At 36.7% G+C, this 26,794-nt stretch carries 13 protein-coding genes; 7 read left to right on the top strand and 6 right to left on the bottom strand.

Annotated elements, in window-relative coordinates:
* The first annotated feature begins 43 nt into the window (after positions 1-43).
* On the top strand, positions 44-1,201 hold the full coding sequence (locus AC3WOM_RS12020; protein ID WP_492446973.1) for an MFS transporter: 1,158 nt from the start codon (positions 44-46) through the stop codon (positions 1,199-1,201).
* An 80-nt stretch (positions 1,202-1,281) separates the two neighbouring features.
* Here AC3WOM_RS12020 and AC3WOM_RS12015 read toward each other — a convergent pair whose 3' ends face one another.
* The 6 genes from AC3WOM_RS12015 to AC3WOM_RS11990 form a co-directional block, all read right to left on the bottom strand.
* Positions 1,282-2,298: a linear amide C-N hydrolase gene (locus AC3WOM_RS12015; protein ID WP_492446971.1), complete on the bottom strand. Its 1,017-nt coding sequence runs from the start codon at positions 2,296-2,298 to the stop codon at positions 1,282-1,284.
* A gap of 244 nt (positions 2,299-2,542) precedes the next feature.
* The gene (locus AC3WOM_RS12010; protein WP_492446969.1) at positions 2,543-4,294 is read right to left on the bottom strand and encodes an ABC transporter ATP-binding protein; all 1,752 of its coding nucleotides are present in this window, start codon (positions 4,292-4,294) and stop codon (positions 2,543-2,545) included.
* Positions 4,291-6,078: an ABC transporter ATP-binding protein gene (locus AC3WOM_RS12005; protein WP_492446967.1), complete on the bottom strand. Its 1,788-nt coding sequence runs from the start codon at positions 6,076-6,078 to the stop codon at positions 4,291-4,293. Before AC3WOM_RS12005 ends, AC3WOM_RS12010 begins: the two co-directional genes overlap by 4 nt.
* 4 nt (positions 6,079-6,082) lie before the next feature.
* Positions 6,083-7,507 (bottom strand): ABC transporter ATP-binding protein, encoded by a 1,425-nt coding sequence (locus AC3WOM_RS12000; protein WP_492446965.1) that lies wholly within the window; start codon positions 7,505-7,507, stop codon positions 6,083-6,085.
* The gene (locus tag AC3WOM_RS11995; RefSeq protein WP_492446963.1) at positions 7,504-8,211 is read right to left on the bottom strand and encodes an energy-coupling factor transporter transmembrane component T; all 708 of its coding nucleotides are present in this window, start codon (positions 8,209-8,211) and stop codon (positions 7,504-7,506) included. Before AC3WOM_RS11995 ends, AC3WOM_RS12000 begins: the two co-directional genes overlap by 4 nt.
* Positions 8,211-8,798 carry an MptD family putative ECF transporter S component gene (locus tag AC3WOM_RS11990; RefSeq protein ID WP_492446961.1) on the bottom strand — a complete coding sequence of 196 codons (588 nt, stop codon included), beginning with the start codon at positions 8,796-8,798 and terminating at the stop codon, positions 8,211-8,213. Before AC3WOM_RS11990 ends, AC3WOM_RS11995 begins: the two co-directional genes overlap by 1 nt.
* A 294-nt stretch (positions 8,799-9,092) precedes the next feature.
* Between AC3WOM_RS11990 and AC3WOM_RS11985 the strand changes: the two genes are divergently transcribed.
* The 6 genes from AC3WOM_RS11985 to AC3WOM_RS11960 are packed head-to-tail and all read left to right on the top strand — an operon-like array spanning position 9,093 to position 26,747.
* The gene (locus AC3WOM_RS11985) at positions 9,093-9,824 is read left to right on the top strand and encodes a VOC family protein (RefSeq protein ID WP_427538083.1); all 732 of its coding nucleotides are present in this window, start codon (positions 9,093-9,095) and stop codon (positions 9,822-9,824) included.
* 7 nt (positions 9,825-9,831) lie between these two features.
* Positions 9,832-14,145 (top strand): amino acid adenylation domain-containing protein, encoded by a 4,314-nt coding sequence (locus tag AC3WOM_RS11980; RefSeq protein WP_492446958.1) that lies wholly within the window; start codon positions 9,832-9,834, stop codon positions 14,143-14,145.
* Complete coding sequence (locus AC3WOM_RS11975) at positions 14,138-15,220, top strand: saccharopine dehydrogenase NADP-binding domain-containing protein (protein ID WP_492446956.1); 1,083 nt, start codon at positions 14,138-14,140, stop codon at positions 15,218-15,220. The genes AC3WOM_RS11980 and AC3WOM_RS11975 overlap by 8 nt, the downstream gene beginning before the upstream one ends.
* A gap of 1 nt (position 15,221) precedes the next feature.
* Positions 15,222-16,277 (top strand): methyltransferase, encoded by a 1,056-nt coding sequence (locus tag AC3WOM_RS11970; RefSeq protein WP_492446954.1) that lies wholly within the window; start codon positions 15,222-15,224, stop codon positions 16,275-16,277.
* Positions 16,225-17,844, top strand: a complete 1,620-nt coding sequence (locus AC3WOM_RS11965) for a (2,3-dihydroxybenzoyl)adenylate synthase (RefSeq protein ID WP_492446952.1) — start codon at positions 16,225-16,227, stop codon at positions 17,842-17,844. Before AC3WOM_RS11970 ends, AC3WOM_RS11965 begins: the two co-directional genes overlap by 53 nt.
* An 11-nt stretch (positions 17,845-17,855) precedes the next feature.
* Positions 17,856-26,747: an amino acid adenylation domain-containing protein gene (locus AC3WOM_RS11960; protein WP_492446950.1), complete on the top strand. Its 8,892-nt coding sequence runs from the start codon at positions 17,856-17,858 to the stop codon at positions 26,745-26,747.
* The last annotated feature ends 47 nt before the right edge of the window (positions 26,748-26,794 follow it).

The following is a 26,794-nucleotide window of genomic DNA, read 5'->3' as shown; positions in this document are numbered from 1 at the left end:
TCGCTTCTAATTTAAAAAATAATTAGAAGCGAGGACATAAACTATGAAAAAGCAAAAAATTTTTACTACATCATTTCTTTTTTTATTTATAAGTAATTTTTTAATCTTTATAGGCTTTGAAATGTTATTACCAATTTTACCAGCTTATTTATTAAGCATAAATGCCTCTTCTATTCAAGTAGGCTTGGTAACAACCATATTTACGATTGGTGCAATTTTAATAAGACCTTTCGTGGGTTACTATCTGATTAATAATAAGGGAAAACATCTTGCGATTGGTGCATGTTTGACTTTATTGATCATTACTATGCTGTATCCTTTTCTTAACATTATTTGGCTTTTCCTATTGTTACGATTTTTCCATGGAGCAGCATGGGGAGTATCGACGACAGCCAATAGTACAATGGTTGTCGATTTAATTCCTAAAGCTAGATTAGGAGAAGGAATGGGGTATTTCTCTATTTCAACAACAGTTGGCGCAATTATTGCACCAAGTATAGGTATCCTTATCTATAATGCCTTTTCCTTTCAAATCTTAATTTATTCATCTGTAATACTCAGCCTATTAGCAATAGTAGCGCTTCAATTTGTCTACTCATCTACACCTGCTAAATATGAGAAGCAACCGTTTCGATTTGTAGAAGCGATTTTTGAAAAAGAAGTAAGGTTCCAAGCATTATTGACCGTTATTACGACACTTGGCTTTGGAGCGATTATAACCTTCTTAGTTCTTTTTGGGGAACAAAAGGGAATAAAACATATTTTCTTATTCTTTCTTATCAATGCGATTGTTTCCACTTTAATACGACCATTTACAGGAAAATGGTTTGATAGAAATGGACCATGGTCTATTATCATTGTGTCAGCAACATTAGGATTTTTCTCACTTGTCGTGTTATCCTATACTACAAATAATTTTTCTCTAATAATTGCAGCAATTTTATTCGGGGCAGGTTATGGAACAATTATGCCATGCTTACAAACATGGACTGTTCAAAAAGTAGATGAAGCAAAAAGTGGGGCAGCCAATGCAACTTTTCTTTCTAGTTTTGATGTTGGTGTTGGCATTAGCGCATTTGTATTAGGGATTTTAGCAGAATGGATTAGCTTAGAGATGATCTTCCGTCTTGTGAGCCTAAGCTTTATAATAGTTGGAATTCTAGTTTACGCAGATTCTATAAATAAGAAGAAAAGCAACTAATCCTATCAAAAGGACCAGGCACTCTACTTAGTTAGAGGCCTGGTCCTTTAAATAATTTATACAAGCAAGTGCTTCAAGTGTTAGCTTTTAACGTTAACTTTGTTGAGTTTCTTTATATCCTGTGCACGATCCCATTCAAAGGTAATTAATGTTTGACTATCTAAATCCTCATCCATTAAGGAAACAGAAGAAATTCTACTATTATCATAGAGCTTAAAATAATAGTTTTTACTTTGTGAGCACATTGCTGACGTATAAATTGTATAATCCGTATTTCCATCCTTTGTAAGCACAACACCCTTTGGAATGTTAACAGAAGAAAGGATATGGAATAGGTTTGTTACGCCCTCGGTTTCATTTTTAGCTTCTTCCGTATACTTCTTCCAGTAGGCAACACGAAGGAAACGAGCTGATGGTGTGAAATCACCTGGAAGTCCCAATGCTCCAGCACCTTGTCCAAATGGTGTAAGCTCTAAATCACCCATCGTAATATCATTTGGTGGGTAAGGGGTAACACCAATATAGGCTCTCAGATTCGTCTGATGCCATTCATAGCCAGGGCTATTCGTCATTACACCAATTGTCTTACGGTGAACGGTAATTCCTGTTTTATCTGGCTCAATCACAATTGTTTCACCAGAAGCATCAGTGAAAGTGAAGTGCAGAGGAGGAGCGAATCCAAGAATGGCATTGGCTTCATTAAGAAGGGTAAATGCCTCTAATCTCGCCAGCACATCATCAATGGTTACACAATTACCTAAAATTTGCGATACCACATAAACTGGATTTATGCCTCTTTTACCTTCCTCCAGCTCCTCTGCATAAGTCGCAAACGTTGCATAGTATAGCATAGCTCCCATTAAGCCTTTTTCATTGACACCATCGTATAGAACAGGGGATGTAATATCCGTGCTGCCCATTCCAATGAATGCATATTGATTATTTATAACTACATCTTCCTTTTCAAGCAATCGAATTCCATAATTACGTGGCACAATGATAACTTTACTATCTGGTTCCATTGTGAAATCCATTGTTCGAGCAAATAGATTTTTGTTATCTGTTGTGTGAATTGCTAAACTACTACAACCTAACATGAAAACCACTCCTTTGAAATTATCCTTCAAGGCTTTCGTTGTAAAAAACCTTTTATAGGAATTTTTGTAGGTTTTACCCTATTAATAGAGTAGCATACTTTATTGGTAATTAAAACATAAATGTTAAAAGTTAACAATATTTACAAACTCATAAATGGATAAAATCATAAAAATTGCTAGGAAATAAGAGAGTAGTAGTACAAACACTTCATCAAGGTCTGTACTACTAATGTTTGTGGGCATTTTATGTGGTAAGATTCCAGTTTTCTGCGGTCTGTCGAATATCAATAAAACGACGATATACACCTTTTTCTTTCATTAATGAGTGGTGTGTTCCCTGTTGAATTATTTGACCATCTTCTAAAACGATTATTTGATTGGCATTCTGTATCGTTGCTAATCGATGGGCAATAATAATGGTTGTTTTTCCTTGAATTAATTCTTCTAATGCAGCTTGAATATGTGTTTCATTCTCTGGATCAAGACTTGCTGTCGCTTCATCTAATATAATAATGGGTGCATTTTTCAAAATAGCACGGGCAATCGAGATACGCTGCTTTTCCCCGCCAGATAAAGAGGAGCCACCATCACTTAGAACCGTATCATAACCATTTTCCAGTGACATAATAAAGTCATGGCATTGTGCCTTTTTAGCTGCTTCTATAACCTCATCCTTTGAAGCATTTGGATTCCCAAAATGAATGTTATTATAAATGGTTTCGTTAAATAAATAAACTTTTTGAAATACCATACTAATCGATGATAATAAATTGTTTAACTGCATTGAGCGAATATTAGTACCGCCAATACAGATAGCTCCAGTGTCAACATCATAGAATCGGGCAATCAAATTACAAAGAGTAGTTTTTCCAGAGCCAGACGGTCCAACAATTGCTGTGGTTGTGCCTTCCTCGACTGTGAAGGATACATCCTGAATGATAGGTCTTTCATCGTACGCAAAGGAAACCTGATTGAATTGGATCGCATATTGCGTAAGCATGGTATCTTGACCCTCTTCGTCAATAAATGTTGTATTTTCAATGGCTTCAAGTTTATCGAGCGTATGATTAATCGTTTCCAACACATGTGTTGCATCGCTAATGGGCTCAATACTATCAAACATAACAAATGAGAATAACGTAATAAGGAACATATCAGCAAGTGTCATTTCGCCATTCATCACTAAATAACAGGCAACAAATACAAGTAATATAGAGGCAAACTTTAAGGCTAGTCGATGTCCAACATTGAAAACACCGAATCCTTTCTGAATAGTTATATTAATTTGCTTACTATTACGAAAGGCATCCTGAATATTTCGTGAAGCAATACCTTCCTGATTAAAATTCTTGATAACAGACATACCACGTAAGTATTCTAAAGTCGCACTAACAAGCTGAAGCTGACTTTGCTGATGGAAGTTAGCATTTTTTCGACTATGTCTTTGTAGTAGTCGCAGGAAGATAGATGACACAATAATACCGCCAATTGCTGCGAGAGCCATAATTGGCTGATAGAATGACAAAAATAGAATTATTGTAAATGTTAGAATATAACCATTTACAACGACATCAATCATTTTTATTCCCATCATTTCAAAGAAGGACAAATCTGTTGTAACGGTACTATTAATATCACCTATCCGATGTTGCTGAAAAAATCCAAGTGAGACTCTTTTCAAGGTATGTCCCATTTTAATCCGATGATCTGCTGTTATTTCATAGCCGATGCTCTCTTGATAACGTGCCTTTAAATAGGCAAAGATAAAACGACCGCCAATGGCTAGTACTAAAAACAGTAACAGCAACCAGATTGCATCTATTTCTAAAGCATTTTTTCCATAATAGTCATCAAGCATTATTTGCAAGCCATGAGCTGTGATGACAATCGGCAGGGCAATACAAATAGATTGCAAAAACGACAGCATAAATCCAAGGTATAAACGTTTTTTATATGGGCCAATCCACTGGATAATTCTCGTCATTATTTTAATCATTTAATGATACCTCCTGAGATTTTCTTATCAGAGAGGAGTCCATGTTCCTTTGAACCGATATGAGCCATCCATAATGTTTGATAAAGCTCATTCGCTGCTAGCAATTCATTATGAGTTCCGATTTTATGGATACTGCCATCCTTTAACACTACAATTTGATTGGCATGTTTAATTGTGGACAATCTATGAGCAATGACAATGAGCGTTTTATCCTTCGCTAGCTCGTTAAAAGCTTTTTGAATTTCTGCTTCATTTTCTGGATCAGTAAAAGCTGTTGCTTCATCCAGTATTATGATTGGAGCATCTTTTAAGATAGCACGTGCTATGGCGATTCGTTGCTTCTCACCACCAGATAGCTTGTTGCCTGCTTCACCAGAATCAGTGTCATAGCCGTTCTCTAGTCGAGCAATAAACGTATCACATCTTGCTAAACGTGCAGCACGATAGACTTCTTCATCACTTGCCTGTGGATTTCCCATTCGAATGTTTTCAAAAAGACTAGTTTTAAATAAAAAGTTATCTTGTGCTACATAGCTAATCTTTTTTGCCAACTCATTAGGATGAATATCTTGAATCTTAGTATGTCCAATTGCAATGGAACCTTCAGTAACATCCCAAAAACGTGCTAATAGCTTGGCAATTGTTGATTTTCCACTTCCTGACGGGCCCACAAGAGCTGTATAGCTTTTTTCAGGGATGGTTAAAGAAAGATGGTGAAGCACATTTTGCTCATCATTGTAGCTAAACGAAATATCATTCAAGGTAATATCATAATGCTCCAACACTGTTGCTTCTTCTTTTATAGGAAGTGATTCTAAATGTAAGTATGCTTTTGTATCATCAATGGCATATTCAATAGCCTTGAAATCATTGATAAAAACAGTAAATTTCATAAGTGGATAAATAAGCCCCATGGATAAAATAAGGCAAATAATTAATTGTGCAGGATTAATAGCACCTTGGTAATATAACCATAAACCGATGGGAAGAGTACCGACAAGGGTAGATGGTAAAATAGCATTGCCTAATGTCATCCATGGCCATGTGCTACGAAACCATTGCATTGTATAATTTTTAAAATCTGTAATAGCATTCGTAAATTTTTCATAGGAAGCATTTGTTTGATTAAAGGTTTTTATGACCTCGATGCCCTCCACATATTCTACAATGACACTATTTACATGATTGCTTGCATCCATATAGTGCTGATACTGGGTGTTGAAATTTCTCATCATAAAGGCATAGACAATAAGTGCAACTGGAACTGTAATAAGAGAGGCAAGGGCAAGCCGATAGTCAATTGTCAGCATATAGATAAAAACACCTATAGGCAGTAAGAGGTTCGAGATGCCTTCGGGAATAATGTGTGCTAATGGTAATTCTAAAGTTTCCACGCGATCAATGATAACATTTTTAATCCTACCAACTGGTTGATTTAAAATATGACCAAGAGGTGCCCTTATTAATCGTTCAGCAATTTGCAGGCGAATTTCCTCCAAAATATGATAAGCAGCGCGGTGAGAGAAATAACTAGAAATTGCATGAAACACTGTTAAAGCAATGTACCCAGCAGCCGCTATAGCAATCCAAAAAAGAAGGCGCTGCATTGTTTGTGTTCCTTCAATTAAAAGTATTAGTATTTGATAAACAGCCACATATGGAACTAGTCCACCTATAACACTCATAATGGCTAAGAGGATGGATAAAGAAAGTGATACTTTAGAGCTCCCTGTAAATTGGAGGATAGACTTTATCCAATGTTCTTTTTTTTCAACCTGTTCCACCATTTCACACCCTTTGCTTGTTAAATAATGTGATGTCCTTAATCATGCCCTGAGATAATTCAATCGTTCCGTCGCAGCAAAGAGCAATCATCTCAGGATCATGTGTGATAATGAACACAAGCTTATTCTGGTTACGCAAAATATTCATGCAATTTGCAAATTGCTTCATATGATGATAATCAAGTCCACTTGTTGGTTCATCCATAATAATCAGTTGTTTATCTGCGGCAATTGCAGAAAGAATGGCTACACGCTGTTTTTCCCCACCTGATAATGCCAATGGATGAGCGTCTTTTAGTTCGGAGACATCCAGTAAAGCCAGTAAATCTAATGCTAGCTCTTCATTTGGCTCAGGCATAGAAAGTAGGATTTCTGCCAGCACACTTTCCGTAAAAAGCTGGTGATGTACATCCTGCATAACGATACTACTAGCTTGAAGGCATTGCTTTTTTCTAAATTTCACATTATTGATGTGAAAGGTAGGGGAGGCTTTTCGGTTGAGTCCAGTCAGAGATTTAGCGAATGTGGATTTGCCAGCACCATTGTGCCCAGTAATAGCCATGATTGCAGGGAATGGAAGGTCAAATCCTTCAATTTTTAGCTGAAAATCATGATTGAGATAAGAGATTTTTTCCAATTTAAAACGTGCACCTTGATCCAACAAACGATCATGCTGAGGCATCAATTCCTCAAGATGAATCGCTCGAAGCCCTAATTGATAAAGTGCTTCATTTGACATGGTGAGCATCTCTTTTTGGGCAAAAATATGCTGGATTCGCCCGTCCTCTAAAAAAACAAATCGATCTGCGAGATTTTGTAAGTAATGAAGTCGATGTTCAGATATAATAATTGTCTTCCCCTGACTTTTCCAAAAAGCAATCATTTCCCCAAGCTGGGCTGTTGCATCTTGATCTAAATTTGCGGATGGCTCATCTAGAATAATGATGGGAGGATCGTGTATGGCAACAGATGCACAGGCTATTCGTTGTTTTTCTCCACCTGAAAGATGGAATAAATTTCTTTGTAAAAGTGTCTGTAGTTCGAGCTGTTCTACCATCAGAGCTTTTCTATTTAATATTTCCTCAGAGGGCAAGCCGAAGTTTTCTACAGTAAAAACTAGCTCGCTATCTGTATCAATATTGTAAAATTGGGTCTTAGGATTTTGAAAAACTGAGCCTGTAAGCTTTGATATTTCGTGAATTTCCATTGCTTCAATATCCTGATTGTCTAGTCGAATAGTCCCTTGTAATTCGCCGCTAATATAATAGGGGATAAGACCATTTAATAATCGAGTAATCGTTGTTTTTCCACAGCCCGATTTTCCACAGAGCACAATGACCTCGCCAGCTGAAATCTCTAAATCAATAGCATTTAGCGCTTTTTTTGATTGATATTGATATTGAAATGAAACATTTTGAAGCTGAATCATAAAAACACCTCCCAAATAAAAATAAGCCAAACGACAATACAAGTGATGATTAATAGAAAATCCTGGGTGAAAAACTGAAGCTGACAGACATTTGTTCTAGTATTAGGAGCAGATAAACCGCGAGTTAAGGATGCCATTGTTAGTTCATTGCCAATTTTTGAGGCAGATACCATAAGTGGAATAAGGCGATATTCCATTGCTTTCATAGGATGCAGCAGCATTGAAAATCCTGTTAAGCCTCGGAATGCCATAGCCTGCTGTATATAAATATACTCATAGCTTAGTGTTGGAAAAAAACGGAACATAACTGAAGATGAAATAATGAATCCCCTTGGCATATGTAGTCTTTCCAAAGCTGCCACAAGTTCACTGATAGATGTTGTTGATATAAGAAAATAGCCCATCACTATACCAGGAAGTAATCTTAGAGAAATGGAGATAATCCCTAATGACAGAAAGAACAATAAACCATGTAGATAAGGGGCTATCGTATACTGAAAAGTTGTCACGGACAATAGCAAAATCAAATAATAGGAGGCTATTTTGTATTTTTGATACAGCAATAGCAAAATAGCTGGAATCCCCCATAGAATTGGTAATATGTACAGAAACCAGCCACTTTGTGGAGCACTTACAGTAATGATATTAATGGTTACTGTCAACAGCAGCTTAGTACGTGGATCTATTTGTATCCGTTGTTTCATTAAACAATCCCCGATTTCTTGAAGTGCTTTGTTAATAATTTAATACCAATCAAGCCTCCTATTAGACTTGCAACAAATGTCATGACAATAAATAGAAATAGTGTCCAATCAGGAATATAGCTGTTTAATTTATTGGCGTATTCAGCACCATATTGAACGGTAATATTAGAAAAATAAGCATTTCGATGAAGGTAAATAGGGAGATACAGACCAATTGTCCATAAACTAAATACAGCAAAGGATAATGACATGGAAAATGTACTTGATTTTAGCTTTATAAAAAGTATGTCAGCAATGAATCCACAAATTAGGCCTGTTAGAAGGGGATAAAAGCCGTTACCGCCCATTAACATCATGATTAATCCACAAATAATGCCACTCATCGTAATCATGCCAAATTTCTCAGTTTTTGCTAAAAATAAAATAAAAGGAACACCTCCAAAAATACCAATTAGAACAGGTAAGATAGCATTGAAAATAGGAATATATCCTAATAACGAGATGGTAAATAATAAGGCAAAATAGATGCTTGTATAAATGCCTACTGTCATAAAGTCTTCTGTGCGTAATGCGAGATTTTTTATCATGTAAATAGCTCCTTTCGAAATGAAGAAATAATCTTTAGCAGGTTATTTCCTTTTTTTTTGGAATATTTAGGGTTATACTCATGTCGAGTATATTTGAAAATGAGAATCATTGTCAATTATTATTTTATGTAAAATATTTTTCAAAAATAACCATTAAAGACTATTGTATTTATTTTTACAATATTTTAGAATCTATGTTAGTGAGCGATAATGATAATCATTATCAATTAAATGAGGTTAGCTCACAGCTTTCGTTTCATGAATTTAAAATTACTTAAAAGGTGTTGAATTTATTTGTTAAAAATTAGTCATATTCTGTGCAGGGTGCATGATATTAAAAAGGCAGTTCATGATTATGAAAAAGCCGGATTTCAGGTTGAATGGGGAAGAAACCCTAAAAACTCGCTAAATGCATTTATCTGGTTTGATCAGGGACCATTTATTGAACTGTTTGAAATGAAGCGGTTTATGTCTCCAATACAATTTCCATTAGGGATTCTCTATGGTAGATCAATGAGAGAGCGTTGGGTGAAATGGATGATTCAGCGTGAAGGGCTTATAGATTTTGCTATAGAAGGCTATGAAGAGAATATTGCAAAGCAAGAGAATTTAAATTTAGTGAGAAATGAAATCAATAATTTAGGTATTAGCACATCAAAAGTGTTAAATGGACGACGAAAGAAACCGACAGGAGAAATTGTTACCTATGGCTTCTTTTCGCTGTCCCCCTGTGATTTACCTTTTGTCGTTTCAGCCTATAATACACCCCAGAGGCCAAAGCAGATTAAGCATACAAATGGCTCTCAATATATTCATTCTATGACGATTAGCTGTCCATCTGAAACGGTAGAAAAATTAAATACCTTGCTTGTTGATAAGGCAATGCTAACAACTATGGAATCTAAAAAATTCAACATAGATGGTATCACTATTGAAGGACTAACAGACAAACTAGATAGTAAATTACTACATGGAGCAAATCTAATGCATAGAGAATACATATTAAGTGAAAAAGGTGAGGAGTGAAAATCGGATGCATGTACAAAAAGAAATAAAACAATTAAAGGCACAGGGAATTGAGTTATGGACGAATCAGGGAAAGCTTCATTTTAAAGCAGGTAAGGCTCAAATGACCGAAGAAGTAATGGCATTTCTGAAAACGAATAAAGAAGCGTTAATTACTGTTTTGGAGCAAGAAGCGCAAGCTAATACATTTCCATTAACCCCTATCCAATCTGCCTATCTTCTAGGTAGTATGGACAGCTTTGAATATGGTGGTGTTTCCAGCCATATTTACATGGAGCTTGAATATGACCATCTAGATTGTGAGAAGGTTAAACAAGTATGGACGACGTTAATAGAGCGGCATGAAATGCTACGAACAACCATTCATCCAAATGGTTATCAAAGTGTGATGGATGACATACCTAACATTGAAATTGCCGTTGAAGATTTAATGAGGAATGGTGTCGAGGATAAGGAGCGACTACAAGCAATTAGGGAACAATTAGGACATAAAACCTACACACCTGAAAGCTGGCCGCTTTTTGATATTGCATTGAGTCAACGATTGCATGGCACGACTATGCATATTTCCTTTGATTTTTTAATCGTGGATTGGGCTAGTATTTGGATTCTATTAAAAGAATTTGAAGAGCTTTATTATCATGAGGATGTTACATTACCAGCTAATAATTTCACCTTTAAAGAGTATGTAAAGATAGAGGAAGAGATGAGGTATCAAAAGAACTATCAAGAGGATAAAGACTACTGGCATAACCGAATTCAATCTCTTCCACCTTCACCGACATTACCTAAATTGTCATTAGTACAGGATGAAAAATCCTTTGAACGCTATTTCATTCAATTAGATAAAGCCGTTTGGGATAAATTTAAATCTTCCATTTCTAATAAAGGTAAAACGGCTACTAGTGTTTTGCTCGCCTTATATAGCCAATGTCTGGCGAAATGGAGCATAAACAAGCATTTTACCATTAATTTAATTCTTTTAAATAGATTACCTGTCCATCCAAATGTTCACCGTATTGTTGGTGATTTCACATCTATTAATTTAACAGAGGTTGATTGTAGAAGAGCTGAGAAGCCATTTATAGATCATGTCAGTCAGATTCAACAGCAAATGTTTCGTGATTTAGACCATAGCAGCTTCTCAGGAGTAGAGGTATTGAGAGAGATGACAAGACAAAAAGGACAAGCGTATGCTTTTATGCCCTTTGTCTTTACGAGTGCCATTAATCTTATCGATTCCAATGGATTAATCGGAAAAATGAATGAGTATGGTATTAGTCAAACACCACAAGTATTTATTGATTGTCAGGTCATGGATGATGACAATGGCTTGCGTGTAAATTGGGATGTAAGGAAAGGCGTATTTCCAGCCAATGTAATAGCTGATATGTTTTCTACCTTCGAAACAGCCTTATTAAAATTAGTGCATAACGATCAAGCCTGGGAATCAGCGGCTTTGGTAAACTTGCCAAATGAACAAACAAGACAAAGAGCCAGTGTCAATAATACCTATTTAAACCAAGCAAAACGTCTATTACACCAAGGATTTTTCGAGCAAGCATTTCAGCAGCCTACAAAAATCGCGGTCATCGAAGGTGAGCAGGAATATTCTTACGCTGAACTAAGAGATATGGTGTTTAAATTAGGAAACCTACTTCAAAAACATCGGCTAAAACCAGGGGATAAGGTGGCTATCATTTCTGACAAACCCATCTATCAAGTGACAAGTGTGCTGGCTATTCTATCAATAGGAGCAGTCTATGTGCCAATTGATAAGGCTCAGCCGATTAGTCGAATCAAGAAAATAATCGATCAAAGTCAAGTAAAGGCTATTCTTGTGGATAAACCTCAGCCAATCTATGAAAGCTTAGAGGTACAATGCATTGCAGCTAATTTGCTGGAACAAAACGACACTATTTCCTATGACATTTATAAAGAAAATCCCGATGAATTAGCCTATATTATTTTTACATCTGGCTCAACCGGGGAACCCAAGGGTGTCGCCATGTCCCATGCTGCAGCCATGAATACGATTATAGATATTAACAGACGATTTGGTATTACTAGTAATGATCGTGTTCTTGCCCTATCTAAGCTTAACTTTGATCTATCCGTGTATGACATCTTTGGTTTGCTCACTGCTGGTGGTACGATTGTCTATCCAGAACAAGGTCATTTGTATGATGCAAACTATTGGTTATCGTGTCTGCAAACTAAAAAGATAACATTATGGAATACGGTGCCAGCACTAATGAAAATGCTACTAGCTGCTGATGAAACGGAGCAATTCACAATAGATTCCATGAAAAAGATCCTATTATCAGGAGATTGGGTACCACCAAAAATGGTTAAACAATGTGCAACTATGTTTCCAGAAAGCAGCATTCTTGCGCTAGGTGGTGCTACAGAAGCGGGTATTTGGTCTAATTATCATATTTGCAGTGAAGAAGACTTTGAACGAGAGTCTATACCTTACGGCTACCCGTTAGCAAACCAACGCTTTTATATTTTAGATGAACATAATGAGGATTGCCCGAATTGGGTTCGTGGAGAGCTGTATATTGCTGGAGATAGTCTTGCGGAGGGCTACTATCAGAATGCTGAAATGACAAATGAACGATTTATTACAAATATTAAACAGCAGCGGCTTTATAGAACAGGTGACTATGGAAGATATATGGACAATGGAGAAATCGAATTTATTGGACGTCTTGATAATCAAGTGAAGCTACGTGGAAATCTTATTAACCTAGGAGAAATTGAATCATTATTAAATAGACATGAGCAAGTAGACACTTCTTGTGTAGTCGTAATAGAAAATAAGTATTTATATGCCGCTGTTCAATTGAAAGAATATGCTAAGAGTGATGTGCATTGTAATGATTTCATTAATTATCTTGAAAATCTATTACCGTCCTATATGGTTCCAGCCAAATTATTTATTTTATCGAAGCTTACACTCAATGCAAATGATAAATTGGATCGCCAAATGGTTAAGGAACAGGTGCAGCAGTTAGTACAGGAAGGTCAGGCTGAAGAGAACCTACAACAGGAAGTAGGAATGACTCAATTAGAGGGAGCACTACAGCATTTTGCACAAGACGTTCTTCAGATAGAACATATTCAGGTAGATAAAAATTTATATGACTATGGAGCAGATTCCTTATCCTTATCACAATTAGCAGGGAAGATAAAAAAGTCAATTGAGAATGAAAATCAATATCATAAAATTACTTTCGACTTTATTCTTCGTCAATTGTTAAATGAGCCAGTTATTAAATTACTTGCACAAAAAATAATGCAACATACAGTGACAGAGACGCAGGAAAATCAACAACTAAATGAACGAAATCATCCCCAAGCAATAGGTTTATTAAAGGAGGAATCCTCTTCTTATGGTGAACCATACCGCATTGTTGTACATGCAGGATTAGGCACAATGAATGCCTTTAAATATTTAAACAAGCATTTAATACAACAAAATCTAGGGACAGTTATTAGTATTTCTATTCAAGATATAGATCGATATTTAGCCTTAGATAGTGCCAGGTTAATTGATTATTTAGCAGATGACTATGTACAACAAATTATGGCGAAACAAGTGAATCAAATCCAATTAATCGGCTATTGCATGGGTGGATTGATTGCTCTTGAAATGGCTAGAAGGCTGATGGAAAGAGGTGTGGAAATAATTGATTTTACGTTAATTGATAGTGCGCCGGTTTTATATGATATCGAGGACTCCATTGCTCTAGAATTAATCTTTATTACCAATTTTTATATTACTGTCGAGGATGTTTACAAAGGAGCATCCAATCAACAACTAATGGAAGCCATCATGCATATTTTCTATCAACATAATAAGAGTTTAAGCGCATTGAGTCTTGAGGAGCTAAAGCATGTAGAAGAATTTAAAGAGATGTACTGCTTTATCAAGAATTTATCACAACGAAGCAGAAAACAACGCTTTCAGGATTATCGAGCTGCCATTGAGCAAAAAACTGGTGAAATCATTCCAGATGAGATGCTAGAGGGGTACTATAACATTTATTTACACAGCTTTAAAGGGTCCAATGTGCGACCAATGGCTTACTTTGGCGATATTCGCTATTTAGTGGCGGAGGAAGATATGGATTTTATTTTTACCAATAGGCAGGATACGCTGAAGTTTTGGAAAGATCTGTGCATTGGTCATTTTGAGGAAATAACGATTGCTGGGAATCACATTACATGTATTGAAGATGACAACAATGCACATCGAGTGGCTGACATTCTGCTAGCATCAATTCAAGTGGGGAGTATTAGTCAATATGAATAAAAAATACGTAGGTATTATTGGTGCAACAGGTCAGGTAGGCGTGGGGGCTGTTGAAACTCTATTAAACAATTTTTCGGCTCCATTATTACTAGGAGGTCGGAAGAAAGCAAAGCTTATTGAACAATTTGGAGCAGAGTCCGAGACCATGAAATACCAAACAGTCGATGTCTTTGATGAAGCTAGCATTCGAGCCTTTTGTGAGCATTGCTACTTGGTTATAAATACGGCTGGTCCCTCTTCCATTACACTTGCACGAGTTGCTGAAGCTTGTCTAGTAACAAATACAAACTATATTGATGTTTCTGGTGATAAAGCAATGAAATTGGCAATAGAGGATGCTCTCGCAAAACACAATAATCCTATAACATGTGCCATATCTGCTGGTGTCTATCCTGGCTTGACGGAAATGTTTATAGCATTTTTATTAGGCCAAAAAAGGGTGGAGCGTATTAGCTGTTATTTTGCTGGTAAAGGTAGCTTTTCTGAAACAGGTGCCTATGATATTATCTCCAGCCTGGAAAAAGATGAGGGCTATGGAATGTCTTATTACAGTAATGGTGACATAAAGAAATTAACTTCAGGAATAGGAAGCCAAATGCTTTTACCTGCTCCATTTCATCAAGTATACACGCTCCCCCTAATGAGCGAGGAATTTATAGCCTGTGTAAAAGAATATAGGGCTACCAATGCCTATTTTTACAATACCTTTGCTTCATCTAAAATACTGAGTGATTTTATTATGATAAAGGCTATGCAGCCATATAAAACTGAGGAGGAAAAGCGCGCTTCAGCTAAACATTTAATGGCAACCTACCATATTCAAGATAAACAAGAGGGCTTTATTATTTATGTTGAAACAGAAGCAAATGGTAAAACACAAACAAGCTACCTACAAAGTAATACGAATTGGAACTATGGCTCTGGTGTCGTAGCTGCTTGTGTAGCGATGCAAATGCAAGAAATGAATGGTACAAATCAAAAAGGGTGTTACTTTGCGCAATCCATAGTTGATGTGGAAGAGTTAATGCATCAACTCGTAAAAACGAAGTTTATTTCAATTATAGAGGAGAAGTAGTGTGGATATAGAAAAAATGAAAATCATTAATACGATACAGGGCTATTCCCATTCGTATATTGTATACAGTGCCGTTGAGCTAGGCATTTTTAATGCATTGTTTTCAAAAAGCATGACAAATCAGCAATTGGCCACAGAGCTTCATCTTTCACCTTTATTATTAGAGCGATTTATGAAGGTTCTTGTAGCAATGGATTTCGTCTACCAAGAAAATGGTCAATACTCACTAACATCACTAGGTGAAAAATTATCAAATGATAGTGAAGAGTCAATGGCTGCAATGGTTTTATTTAATGGACGAATTTGCATGAAAGCGTGGGGTTATTTTTATGAAGGATTAAAGAATAATATTTCGCCCATTGAATTGATGGAGGGAGAGGCATTTTTTGAGACCAATGAAATAAGTCAAAATCGCTTAGGTACATTTAATGCAATGATGCGTCAATCAAGTTCACAGTTAAATTTAGAGCTATTATTTCAGACAAGAAAAGTGGCTGATATTAAGAGAATTGTTGATATAGGAGGTGGTGCTGGTGATGTAATGACACAGCTTTTACAAGGATTTCCATTAGCTGAGGGAATCATCCTTGATAAAGACTATATAAAAGTAGAAGCAGAGGAAACAATTCGTACATCCTGCTTACAGAAGAGATGTCAATTCATCGAAGGGGATTTCTTTTTACCTCTAGAGCATAAGGCGGATATGTATATCTTATCAAGAATTCTCCATGATTGGGATGATCGCCAAGCTACAGTAATACTCAGCAATATAGCAGCGATAATGGCTGAAGATAATGTATTGTTGATTATTGAAAAATTACTTCCTGAAAAGGTGTCAAGACAAGCCCTTCCAGCTTTTTTAGGGGATATGCATATTTGGACATTGTGTAATGGCCAGGAAAGAACTGAAAGTGAGTTTGAGCGACTGCTCCGACAGGTCAACTTATATATTGCTAGGAAACATTTTACGGATTCAGATATTGTTATACTGGAGGTTAAAAAGGATGAGCAGCCTACAAACAGAGGAAAAGATTACGAAATTTTTGGAGCATTATGAGAGACAAGGTTATTTGGAGCCATTGTCGCTTGCAGATGCCTTAAAAAACTGGGCAACTATTTACAAGAATAAGGTTGCACTTGTTGATCAAATAGGATCATTAACATATGAGGAGCTGTATCGATCAGCCAATTTTTTAGGACAGGGATTATTAGCACAGGGCATTAAGAGAGGTGACAATGTACTTCTTCAACTACCAAATAATATCTACTTTGTAAAGGCTTGTTTTGCGTTATTTATAATAGGTGCAAGGCCTATATTATTATTGCCCACACATCGAGAAAAAGATATAACAAGTGTTGCTAACCTAACAGAGCCTGTAGCAATAATTATACCATCGACATTCCATGGCTATGACTATCAATCTATGGCTGAAAAGGTAGCGAGGAATCAGCAAAGTATTTCCTGCATCATTACAGATGAACCAAACAATACATTTACTTCACTGCGAGATTTAGAATACCAGTTCCAAACACAGAAAGATGACTTAATGGAGCATCAATCCTCTTATCAAGATATTGCATTATTTTTACTATCAGGTGGGACTACAGGGACGCCAAAGGTTATTCCCAAACTGCATACTGCTTACTTATGTAATGCAAAAGCAGCAGCAGAGCGATGTCAGGTGACAGAAGATAGTACTTATCTTGCTGTGCTATCCATCGCACATGACTATCCTCTTTGTTCACCAGGTGTTCTAGGTACTTTAAGTAAGGGAGGTAAGGTTGTATTAAGTTCAACGAGTACATTTGATGAAGCACTAGAATGGATTGAAAAAGAGCGTGTTACCTATACATCTATCGTCCCTGTTATAGCAAATTTATGGGTAGAGTCTCTCGCCTTAGAAGAGCATGCAGATATATCTTCCATTGACTATATTTTATTAGGAGCAGCCAAGCTAGAGAAGCAATTGGCTCTTCAATTGATGACACAATTTCAGTGTCAGCTAATTCAGGGCTATGGTCTTGGAGAGGGTATTACTTGCTTCACTTCACCTAATGATGATATTGACACGATTATTTCATGCCAAGGTACACCGATTTCTAAAGGTGATGAATTTAAAATTGTTGATGAGAATGGCGATGAGGTTGCGCAGGGAGAAGCAGGGGAGCTGATTCAAAAAGGTCCATACACCTTCCTAGGTTACTATAAATCACCAGGAATGAATCAGCTAAGCTTTACGACGGATGGCTTTTTTAAAACAGGAGATAAGGCACGCATAACGGAGAAAGGTAATATTCAAATACTTGGAAGAGTAAAGGAGCAGATTAATCGAGCTGGAGAAAACGTAACTCCAAGTGAAATTGAAAGCTATCTTCTTGAGCATGCTGAAATTGTGGATGCTTCCGTTGTAGGGATTGCTGATCAGGAATTAGGGGAACGAATCTGTGCATTTGTTGTAAAAAAAGATAGAGAGCTTTCTTTAACAGAGCTTTGTCAATTTATGATAGTGAACGGTGTAGCAAATACTAAACTTCCTGATCAATTAGTGTATGTAGAGTCTATTCCCTATATTAATGTAGGGAAATCCGACAAGAAAAAATTAGTTGCACAATATCTAGTTTAGGAGGAACTTCAATGGCTAAGACAGAGGTTTTATTAAAATGGCAAACATTTAGAGATGAAGTATGCAATATGTTGAATCCTGGTGGGGAAATAGCGGACGATGCAAACCTACTACACATGGGCCTTTCCTCTATTGAAATGATGAAGCTCATAAATGTAAGTAAAAAGCTAGGCTATCGATTAACTTTTGAACAATTGGTAAAAAACCCTTATTTAAAGGACTGGGAACAATTAATGTTAGAGGAGGCTATTTCTGAGGAACAAATATCTCATAAGCATGACAATTATTATGTGGATATGTATGAGCCTTTTCCTTTAACAGAAGTTCAGTATGCCTATTGGGTGGGAAGATATAACGGACAGTACCTAGGAAATGTAGGCTGTCATGGCTATTTAGAAATTAATGTTGAACAGATTGATACAGAAAGATTGGCTGCTTCTTGGAAAAGGCTACAGGAGCATCATCCAATGCTGAGATCCTGTTTTACAGTAGATGGACAACAATTTATTTTAAAACAATCACAGGTGAAGCCCTTAATCGTTCATGATTATCGAATGGCGGATGAGCAGCAAATCAAACATCATTTAGAGGAGATTCGAACGCAAACATCTCATAGGCTACTAAAAATAGATGAAGGTCAAGTAGCAGAATTACAAATTACTTTATTACCAAATAATAAAGGCCGTATGTTTTTCGATATAGATCTATTAGTAGCTGATGTCCAAAGCTATCAAATACTATTAAGAGATTTAGCTGCATTGTACAATCGCAATGTGGAGCCTCAAGCACCCCTTGAATGGAATTTTGCTACATATTTGGCGGAAAAGAATAAAGAAAATGAACAAGAGAGACAGGAGGCAATAGCCTATTGGACAAAAAGGCTAGAGACATTACCAACAAAGCCCCAATTACCAGTCTCGAATAAGTCCGAAATAAATGCAACATTTTATCGACGCTCTTATTTTTTACGAGCGGAGTTATGGGAAAAATTAAAATATACTTCAGCAAGATCAGGCGTCACCCCTGCTATGACGCTGCTAACAATTTATAGTCTAATTCTTAATAAATGGAGCGAAAATAATCGTTTTCTTATCAATCTCCCATTATTTAATCGACAATCAACAACTAAGCATACGATTGAAGAAGTGGTTGCAGATTTTACAACAATCCTTTTAGTAGAGGTTGATTTACAGGAGCAAAGAACATTTTTACAGGATGTGCAAACCATTCAAAACCAATTTCATACAGATATGAAATATACAGCCTACTCTGGTGTGGATGTACAAAGAGACTATGTTCGATTGCATAGCAGTGAACAACAAATTGCCCCTGTTGTTTTCTCATGTAATATCGGTTCACCTTTATTGAATGAAGAGTTTAAATCAGTATTTGGCGATATCCATTATATGATTTCCCAGACGCCACAGGTTTGGCTGGATCTCCAAGTGTTTGAGCAGGATGGCGGCTTGCTTTTAATTTGGGATAGTATTGATGATGTATTTAAGCCACAGGTCCTTGATGAGATGTTTACAAGCTTCAAGCAAACAGTGGATAGTGTCGCTAATAGGAATGATTGGTCGATGCCACTTCATATTCCAATAACAGAGCAATTAGCGATTAGAAAAAATGTTCAGTCAGAAATGACCGTAGAGCCGACTTGCCTACATGCACCATTTTTCACTCAAGCTCAACAAATACCGAATGAGCAAGCATTGATTTTCCCTGCACAACAGACATCAATCACTTATGGTGCTTTACAGGAAAAGGCACAACGCATCGCTCAATATTTGCACCTTAACGGTATCCGAAAGGATGAGGCAGTTGGACTATTAATGGAACGAGGCATTTCTCAGATTGCTACAATTTTAGGGATTTTAGCCGCAGGAGCGGTGTATGTACCAATTGGTCTCAAGCAGCCGTTGTCTCGAAGAAATAAAATTTATGAAGCAGCGGATATACGATTTGTTGTAACAGATCAACCTCAGCTAGATGATGACAGTGGCGTTTCTTATTTATCTGTTGCAGATGCAGAACAGTGTGAGAGATGCTTTGAAATCATCTATGATGCAGCCTCTCCTGCTTACATTATTTTTACCTCAGGCTCAACGGGTGTGCCTAAAGGTGTAGAGATGACACATGAAGCCGCATGGAATACCATTTATGCCGTCAATCAGCTTAATCAAATCAATATTGAAGATTGTGTATTAGCTGTATCTGCCACAGAATTTGATTTATCAGTTTATGATATGTTTGGCTTGTTGGCTGTTGGTGGCAAACTGCTATTACTGAGTGAAGAGGAAGTGCGACGTGCAGATAAATGGGTACACTATATTGAAGAATTTGGTGTTACATTATGGAATTCTGTACCTATATTATTTGAGATGTTATGTGCAGAGCTAGAGCACGAGGAGAAAAGCCTTCCAACAATTAGACATATTTATTTATCTGGAGATTGGATTAAACCAGATTTAGTACAGCAGATGCAACTAAAAACGCCTCATGGTACTTTAATAGCCATGGGTGGAGCTACTGAAGGTGGGATATGGTCTAATTATTTTAAAGTAACCAATGATATTGTTCATAAATATCCAAGTATTCCATATGGATTCCCATTACCAAATCAGCAGTATCGTGTCGTTAATAAAAGAGGTGAGGATTGTCCAAACCAAGTTGCAGGTGAACTATGGATTGGCGGTAATAGTATTGCTGAGGGGTATAAGGGAAATGTCCAGCAAACAAATAACCAGTTTATCTCTATTGATGGGCAAAAATGGTATCGAACAGGGGATTATGGCAAGTATTTAGATGACGGCGTTTTATTATTTTTAGGTCGAAAAGATGAACAGGTCAAGGTTAATGGACATCGTATTGAGTTAGGTGATATTGAAAGAAGCCTAAAAAATAATTCATGTATTAAAGATGCGGTAGTTCTTGCCACTAAACAAAAAAGTGGAAATCAACTTCATGCTTTTATCACTGCCGAAGGTTTTGGTAAGCTTTTTGATATTCAGACGACATCCTCTGACATACCTAAACTTGTTCGAAGCGTGATAGAATCGGTTTCTCAAAATGCAAGCGCTGGAAACTTGGATGATTTAGATGCAATGCAGGAATTTATGCAGGAAATCAATCAATTAACTTGCTATGGGATAATATCGATTCTACAGCAAATGGACTTTCCTATGTACAAAGGACATAGCTATGATGTTAAACAATTAATAGAAGAAAAGCAGATAGAGGCGAGGTATTATGAGCTTATTTTCCAATGGTTTAGTTTGCTACATCAGCTACATGTAGTAGCGACTATAGATCATATCACCTATACAAATAGGATGAATTTATCGGATTATCAGCTACCTCATTTAGTTCATTACCCAAATATTTTAAAATTCGGTACGTCCTTTATAGAGAATGGGCAAGCAATACTAACAGGAAAAATTTCACCAGCTTCGTTATTATTCTCTGAAAATGCATTATCCCCGATGAAGGTGATATGTGAAGAGCCAGGAGCTATAGAAAGTCATCGTCTATTAGCTACCGTTATTAATAGAATTAGCACAGCTAAGAAAAATCCAATACACATTTTAGAGCTTGGAGCAAGAAGTAGCTCGTTTACTGAAGCCATCATTCAGCAATTGGCAGGTGTGGATTATCATTATACAATCACGGATGCTTCTATATATTTTAAAGGTGAATTTGATCACATTCTTTCAGACCATATAGAATTTGCTACATTAGATATGGAAATTGACCCTGTTTTACAAGGCTATACATGCCATAAATATGACCTGATAATTGCAAATAATGCGCTACACAGAATGAGGAATTTACCAGAAATGATGCCCCTTATTGAGCAGCTTTTAAGTGTCGATGGCTTGATGATTACTACTGAAAACACGATGAATAGCAGCCTGCAGCTCATTACAACAGGCTTTGAAGAAAATGGATTTACGCAATATGAAGATGGAAGAAAAGAGGTTTGCCAGCCATTATTAGCGGATACTCAATGGCTAGAAGTTTTTAAGAAAGCTGGTTTTTCAAATGTGAATGTGGTGAATCATCCGCAACTATTTGCGCACCATATTTTTATTGCTCAGTCATCTCCTGTGAAAAAGCAAATTAATCAAAGAAAGCTAGAGGGCTATGCTCGAGAGCAATTGCCAGATTATATGATTCCTAGACATATTACGTTACTTCGCAAAATGCCTTTAACGAATAATGGGAAACTAAATCGTAAGCTATTACATGCCAGCGTTGATATTGGGACTCAGGAGCAGGCAGAACCTTCACGTTCAATGACTATTCTGGAGCAAAAAATCGCAAATGTTTGGAAAGAGGTATTAGAGAAATCGCATATTTCACTAGACGATAATTTTTATCAACTTGGTGGAGATTCATTAATTGCCACGCAACTTAATAGTCAATTACAGAAAAAATTAAATTTGCCCACTTCCTTAGAGGCAATTTTCAAATATCCGAAGTTTAGTGATTTTACTCACTATATAGCAGAGCAAGCAATGGCTGAGACAGAGGAAATAATGCCTACACCTTTTGAGAATATTGAAAGTGATACAAGTCATCTTTATGAGCCATTCCCATTAACAGATATTCAGCAATCCTATTGGCTTGGAAGAAATAGTGTATATGACTTAAGCGATGTGTCAGCTCATTGTTATTTTGAGCTTGAATGTGACGAACTGGATATCGAGGCAGTAAATGCAGCTTGGAATCTATTAATTCAGCGTCATGATGTTATGAGAGTGGTTGTACTGAATAATGGATTGTCCCAGCAAATTATGAAGGATGTACCAGCTTATCAAATTAACATTAATGATTACAGGAATCAGGATTACGTAGCTTTTACTAATGGGGTGCAAGCAACTAGAAATCAAATGTCCCAGCGTAGGTTTGATGTTAGCAAATGGCCATTGTTTGATATTGAGGCAAGCTTAAGTCCAAATCAGACAACGCGATTACATGTTAGCTTTGACAATACCGTATTTGATGGCTATAGCATTTTTCTGCTATTTGATGAGTGGTATAAATTATCTTATATACCGACTATAAATTTACCTACCATCAATATAAGCTTTAGAGATTATGCTATTGCATTAGCGGAATTAAAAAATTCTACTCAGTATAAAAATGATAAGAATTATTGGGAAGAACGTGCCCAAAAGCTACCTTCTGCTCCAGAGCTGCCACTAGCCAAGCAGCCAAATGAAATCAAAGAACAAAAATTTACACGCTATCAGGCAGTTTTAAAGAAGGATAAATGGGAAGCTATGAAACAAATGGCTCATCAACTTCATTTAACGCCTTCAACGATTATTATGACAGCCTATGCAGAAGTTTTAGGCAGATATAGCCGTCATCAGCATTTTACATTAAATTTAACGCATTTTAACCGTTTACCTTTACATGAGGATGTCAATAAATTAATTGGAGATTTTACTTCTTTAGTATTGATTGAAATAGATCATCGTCACACAAGCAATTTCATTATGCGCTGTCGGGATATGCAAAAACAGTTATTGCAGGATCTTGAACATACGCTTGTGAGTGGTGTGGAAGTTGAGCGAATGCTTCGAAAAGACAGAAGCCATTTTAACGAAATTGTTATGCCAATAGTCTTTACTAGTGGAATTGGCGTGAATAAGGATCATTTAGAGGATATTTCTTATTTAGGGAAAATCATTTATGGAGCATCGCAAACACCTCAAGTTTGGTTGGATCATCAAGTATTCGAGCAAGATGGTGAGCTCATCCTATCCTGGGATGGTGTAGAAGAATTATTCCCTTCAGGTTTATTGGCTGAGATGTTTGATGCTTATCTTCAGCTTTTAGATCAACTAAGTCAGGGAATGAGGTCGTGGCAACAGACCGCCACTCTGATTACTCTACCAGATGCAAAGCAGCGGGAGGTCATTCATCAAGCAGCTATTATCCCAACATCTGAAGAAACACTTATCAGTTTAATAGAAAAACAATGCCTTACATTTGCTGAAAACCCAGCGATTATTGATGCAACGAAGACAGTTAGCTATAAGGAATTAGCCGGTATGTCAAAAAATATTGCTACTTCCATTGGAACAGAGACATCTCAAACTATCATTATATTAATGGAAAAAGGATGGCAGCAAATTGTTGCAGCGCTAGGAATTATGAGAGCGGGGGCAGCATATTTGCCAGTAGATGTGGATACACCTTTGGAACGACTACAGCAGATTATACTGCAAGCACATATCGACACAATTATTACTACCCAGTCTCTATATAGTCGATTCAGTCATTTAGGCTTAAACATTTATACAGTTGAGTCACTAATTGAAACTCAGCCAGAGAAAATGACAACACTTCGCACAGTATCACCTGATGATTTAGCTTATATTATTTTCACATCAGGCTCTACAGGCAAGCCTAAGGGCGTTGAAATTACCCATCGTAGTGTGATAAATACCATTTTAGATATAAACAAACGTTTCGAAGTAACATCCTTTGATCGTAGTATAGCTTTATCGAATTTTACCTTTGACTTATCCGTATACGATGTATTTGGCTTACTCGCAGTAGGCGGAGCAGTAGTTATACCTGAGGTGCAGAAGCTGAAGGACCCTGAGCATTGGCTAGAGGTATTGCATAAACATCATATTACAATCTGGAACACAGTACCAACCTTTATGGAAATGTTTGTGAATTACCATAAAACAGCTACTACAATTGCAGAGCGGGGTCATTCTTTAAGATGGGTGCTATTAAGTGGTGATTGGATAGCATTAACCCTTCCAGAAAAAATAAAAAGTATTTTCAAAGATTCACAAGTTATCAGTCTAGGAGGAGCCACAGAATGCTCCATTTGGTCCAACTATTTTATGGTAGAAACGATAGAAGATTCATGGAAAAGCATTCCTTATGGGAAATCACTTTCACATCAGCAATTGTATGTCTTGAATGCCAATTATGAGGATAGCCCTATTTGGGTAAAAGGTGATTTATATATTGGTGGTATTGGTTTATCGACAGGGTATTGTAATGATCAGGAGAGAACGAATGCCCACTATATATATCATCCAATAACAGGAGCTAGGATTTACAAAACGGGAGATCTAGCCAGATATCTTCCTGATGGTAATATTGAATTTTTAGGTCGTGAAGATCAGCAAATTAAAATGAATGGTCATAGAGTAGAATTAGGGGATATTGAAGCCAATTTATGCAAGCTTCCGATTGTACAGCAGGCTGCTGTTATCATGCAGGATAATAAGCTAATAGGCCATTTAAAGCTTCATAAAGACATTCAGCATGATTTAGTAGAAACATTGACAACAGATACAAAGCTTTCTGTCAGTCTTGAGACAATAAAAAATGAATTAGAGCATATGAAGCCGACCCTTCAGATGACTGAGCTTTCCGATTATACAGTAGCAATTGAATGGCTTAGTGTCGGCATGATGTTTTTAGATTTATCTGCACTGAACGTCTTTAAAAAGCGGGGTCAAATATTGAGGAAGGAGGAAATAATAGGAGTTGTTGCGAATACGTATGAATCTTTAATAGGGCATTGGCTAGATTATCTGGTTGAATATGGTTTTATAGAGAGGAACGATGCTAGCTATATCGTCAATTTCAGTAAAGATGACGCTTTACAGTATATGAATAATAAGTTAAATGATTTTCATCTTGGTGAAACAATGCCGATATTCCAGCAATTAAAGGAGCAGCTATTCACTTCTCAAAAGGCACGTCTAGCCATTCTAAAAGGCGAGCAGCAAGCCAAGATTTATTTAGTAGATTCACAGGGATTCTTAACTCCAGAACAATTAGGTCACTATAATTTATGGAGTCAATATACACAAGATTTAGTGGACAATATGATAAGCATATTATCAAAATCCAATGAAAAGCAAGGGCTAAATGTCTTGGAGCTTGGCACAAGAACAGGTCAGGGCAGTCATCAATTTGCACAGCATTTTAGAAGCTCTGGTCAATATACCTATGCTGATGAATCATCTGATTTTTTACATCGTAAAAAGGCAGCGACAACTAACGACCATGTTAAATTTATGCAATATGATGTTAATTTCCCACCTGATAATCAGGATATTGATCTTCATACCTATGATTTAATCATTGCTGAAAATACACTGCATCGAAGCCGTCATTTGAATCATACACTGACCTATTTAAAGCGACTCTTAAAGCCAGATGGTCTTATTATATTAACTGAGAATGTAAAGAATAATGCACTATTGCTAATTACAGTGGCATTTTATGAGGAAGGCTATCACCAACTTGCTGATGCTAGGGGAGCAGAGAAATTACCTTTACTTGATTGCGAGACATGGCAACAATTATGGAAAGATGAAGGCTTTAATTATTTATTAGAGTGGCCTCGGGATGACGTTAAATGGTGTGGTGAACATATCATGATGGTTGAGGGACCCTCAACAATTCAAAGGTTAGCCCTTGAACGCTTTAAAGAAGAGGTAGAGCATAATCTTCCTAAATATATGTGTCCAGAAGATTATTTCGTTCATGAATCCTTCCCAATAACAGCAAACGGTAAAATTAACCGCAAGCAGCTGGCACACTATAAAATTTCTTATCAGCCTGAGCTTGTGAAACAGGGGAGACAAGCAGTAACACCAGAAGAGCAAACTATTGTTCAGGTCTGGAAAGAAATTTTGAAAACAACGTATAGCAGTGTGGTCGATAACTTCTTTGAACATGGTGGTGACTCGCTTAAAGCAATTAGATTTATTAATCGACTTAGTGAACTGGAGTATTCCTTAACGTTGGAAAAATTATTTTTACATCCTACCATTGAGGGAATGGCTGCAAATCTCGTTGCACAGAAGAATGATCAGGATAAGGAAGAAGAACATGTAATAGGTACATTGTAAGATAAGATGTTGCATAGAGAAGAAGGCATTTCTTATTTGAATATTTA

This window comes from Lysinibacillus sp. FW301-JW8 (assembly GCF_058788755.1).
Note: the sequence above shows the minus strand (reverse complement) of the source record. Positions and strands in the feature narration are given on the sequence as shown.

What these genes read in the sequence shown, in the direction of transcription:
- AC3WOM_RS12000 (WP_492446965.1), bottom strand. Translation starts at nt 7,507, where the DNA reads ATGATTCAGCTTCAAAATGTTTCATTTCAATATCAATATCAATCAAAA.
- AC3WOM_RS12020 (WP_492446973.1), top strand. Translation starts at nt 44, where the DNA reads ATGAAAAAGCAAAAAATTTTTACTACATCATTTCTTTTTTTATTTATA.
- AC3WOM_RS11975 (WP_492446956.1), top strand. Translation starts at nt 14,138, where the DNA reads ATGAATAAAAAATACGTAGGTATTATTGGTGCAACAGGTCAGGTAGGC.
- AC3WOM_RS11995 (WP_492446963.1), bottom strand. Translation starts at nt 8,211, where the DNA reads ATGAAACAACGGATACAAATAGATCCACGTACTAAGCTGCTGTTGACA.
- AC3WOM_RS11980 (WP_492446958.1), top strand. Translation starts at nt 9,832, where the DNA reads ATGCATGTACAAAAAGAAATAAAACAATTAAAGGCACAGGGAATTGAG.
- AC3WOM_RS11965 (WP_492446952.1), top strand. Translation starts at nt 16,225, where the DNA reads ATGAGCAGCCTACAAACAGAGGAAAAGATTACGAAATTTTTGGAGCAT.
- AC3WOM_RS11960 (WP_492446950.1), top strand. Translation starts at nt 17,856, where the DNA reads ATGGCTAAGACAGAGGTTTTATTAAAATGGCAAACATTTAGAGATGAA.
- AC3WOM_RS12015 (WP_492446971.1), bottom strand. Translation starts at nt 2,298, where the DNA reads ATGTTAGGTTGTAGTAGTTTAGCAATTCACACAACAGATAACAAAAAT.
- AC3WOM_RS12010 (WP_492446969.1), bottom strand. Translation starts at nt 4,294, where the DNA reads ATGATTAAAATAATGACGAGAATTATCCAGTGGATTGGCCCATATAAA.
- AC3WOM_RS11990 (WP_492446961.1), bottom strand. Translation starts at nt 8,798, where the DNA reads ATGATAAAAAATCTCGCATTACGCACAGAAGACTTTATGACAGTAGGC.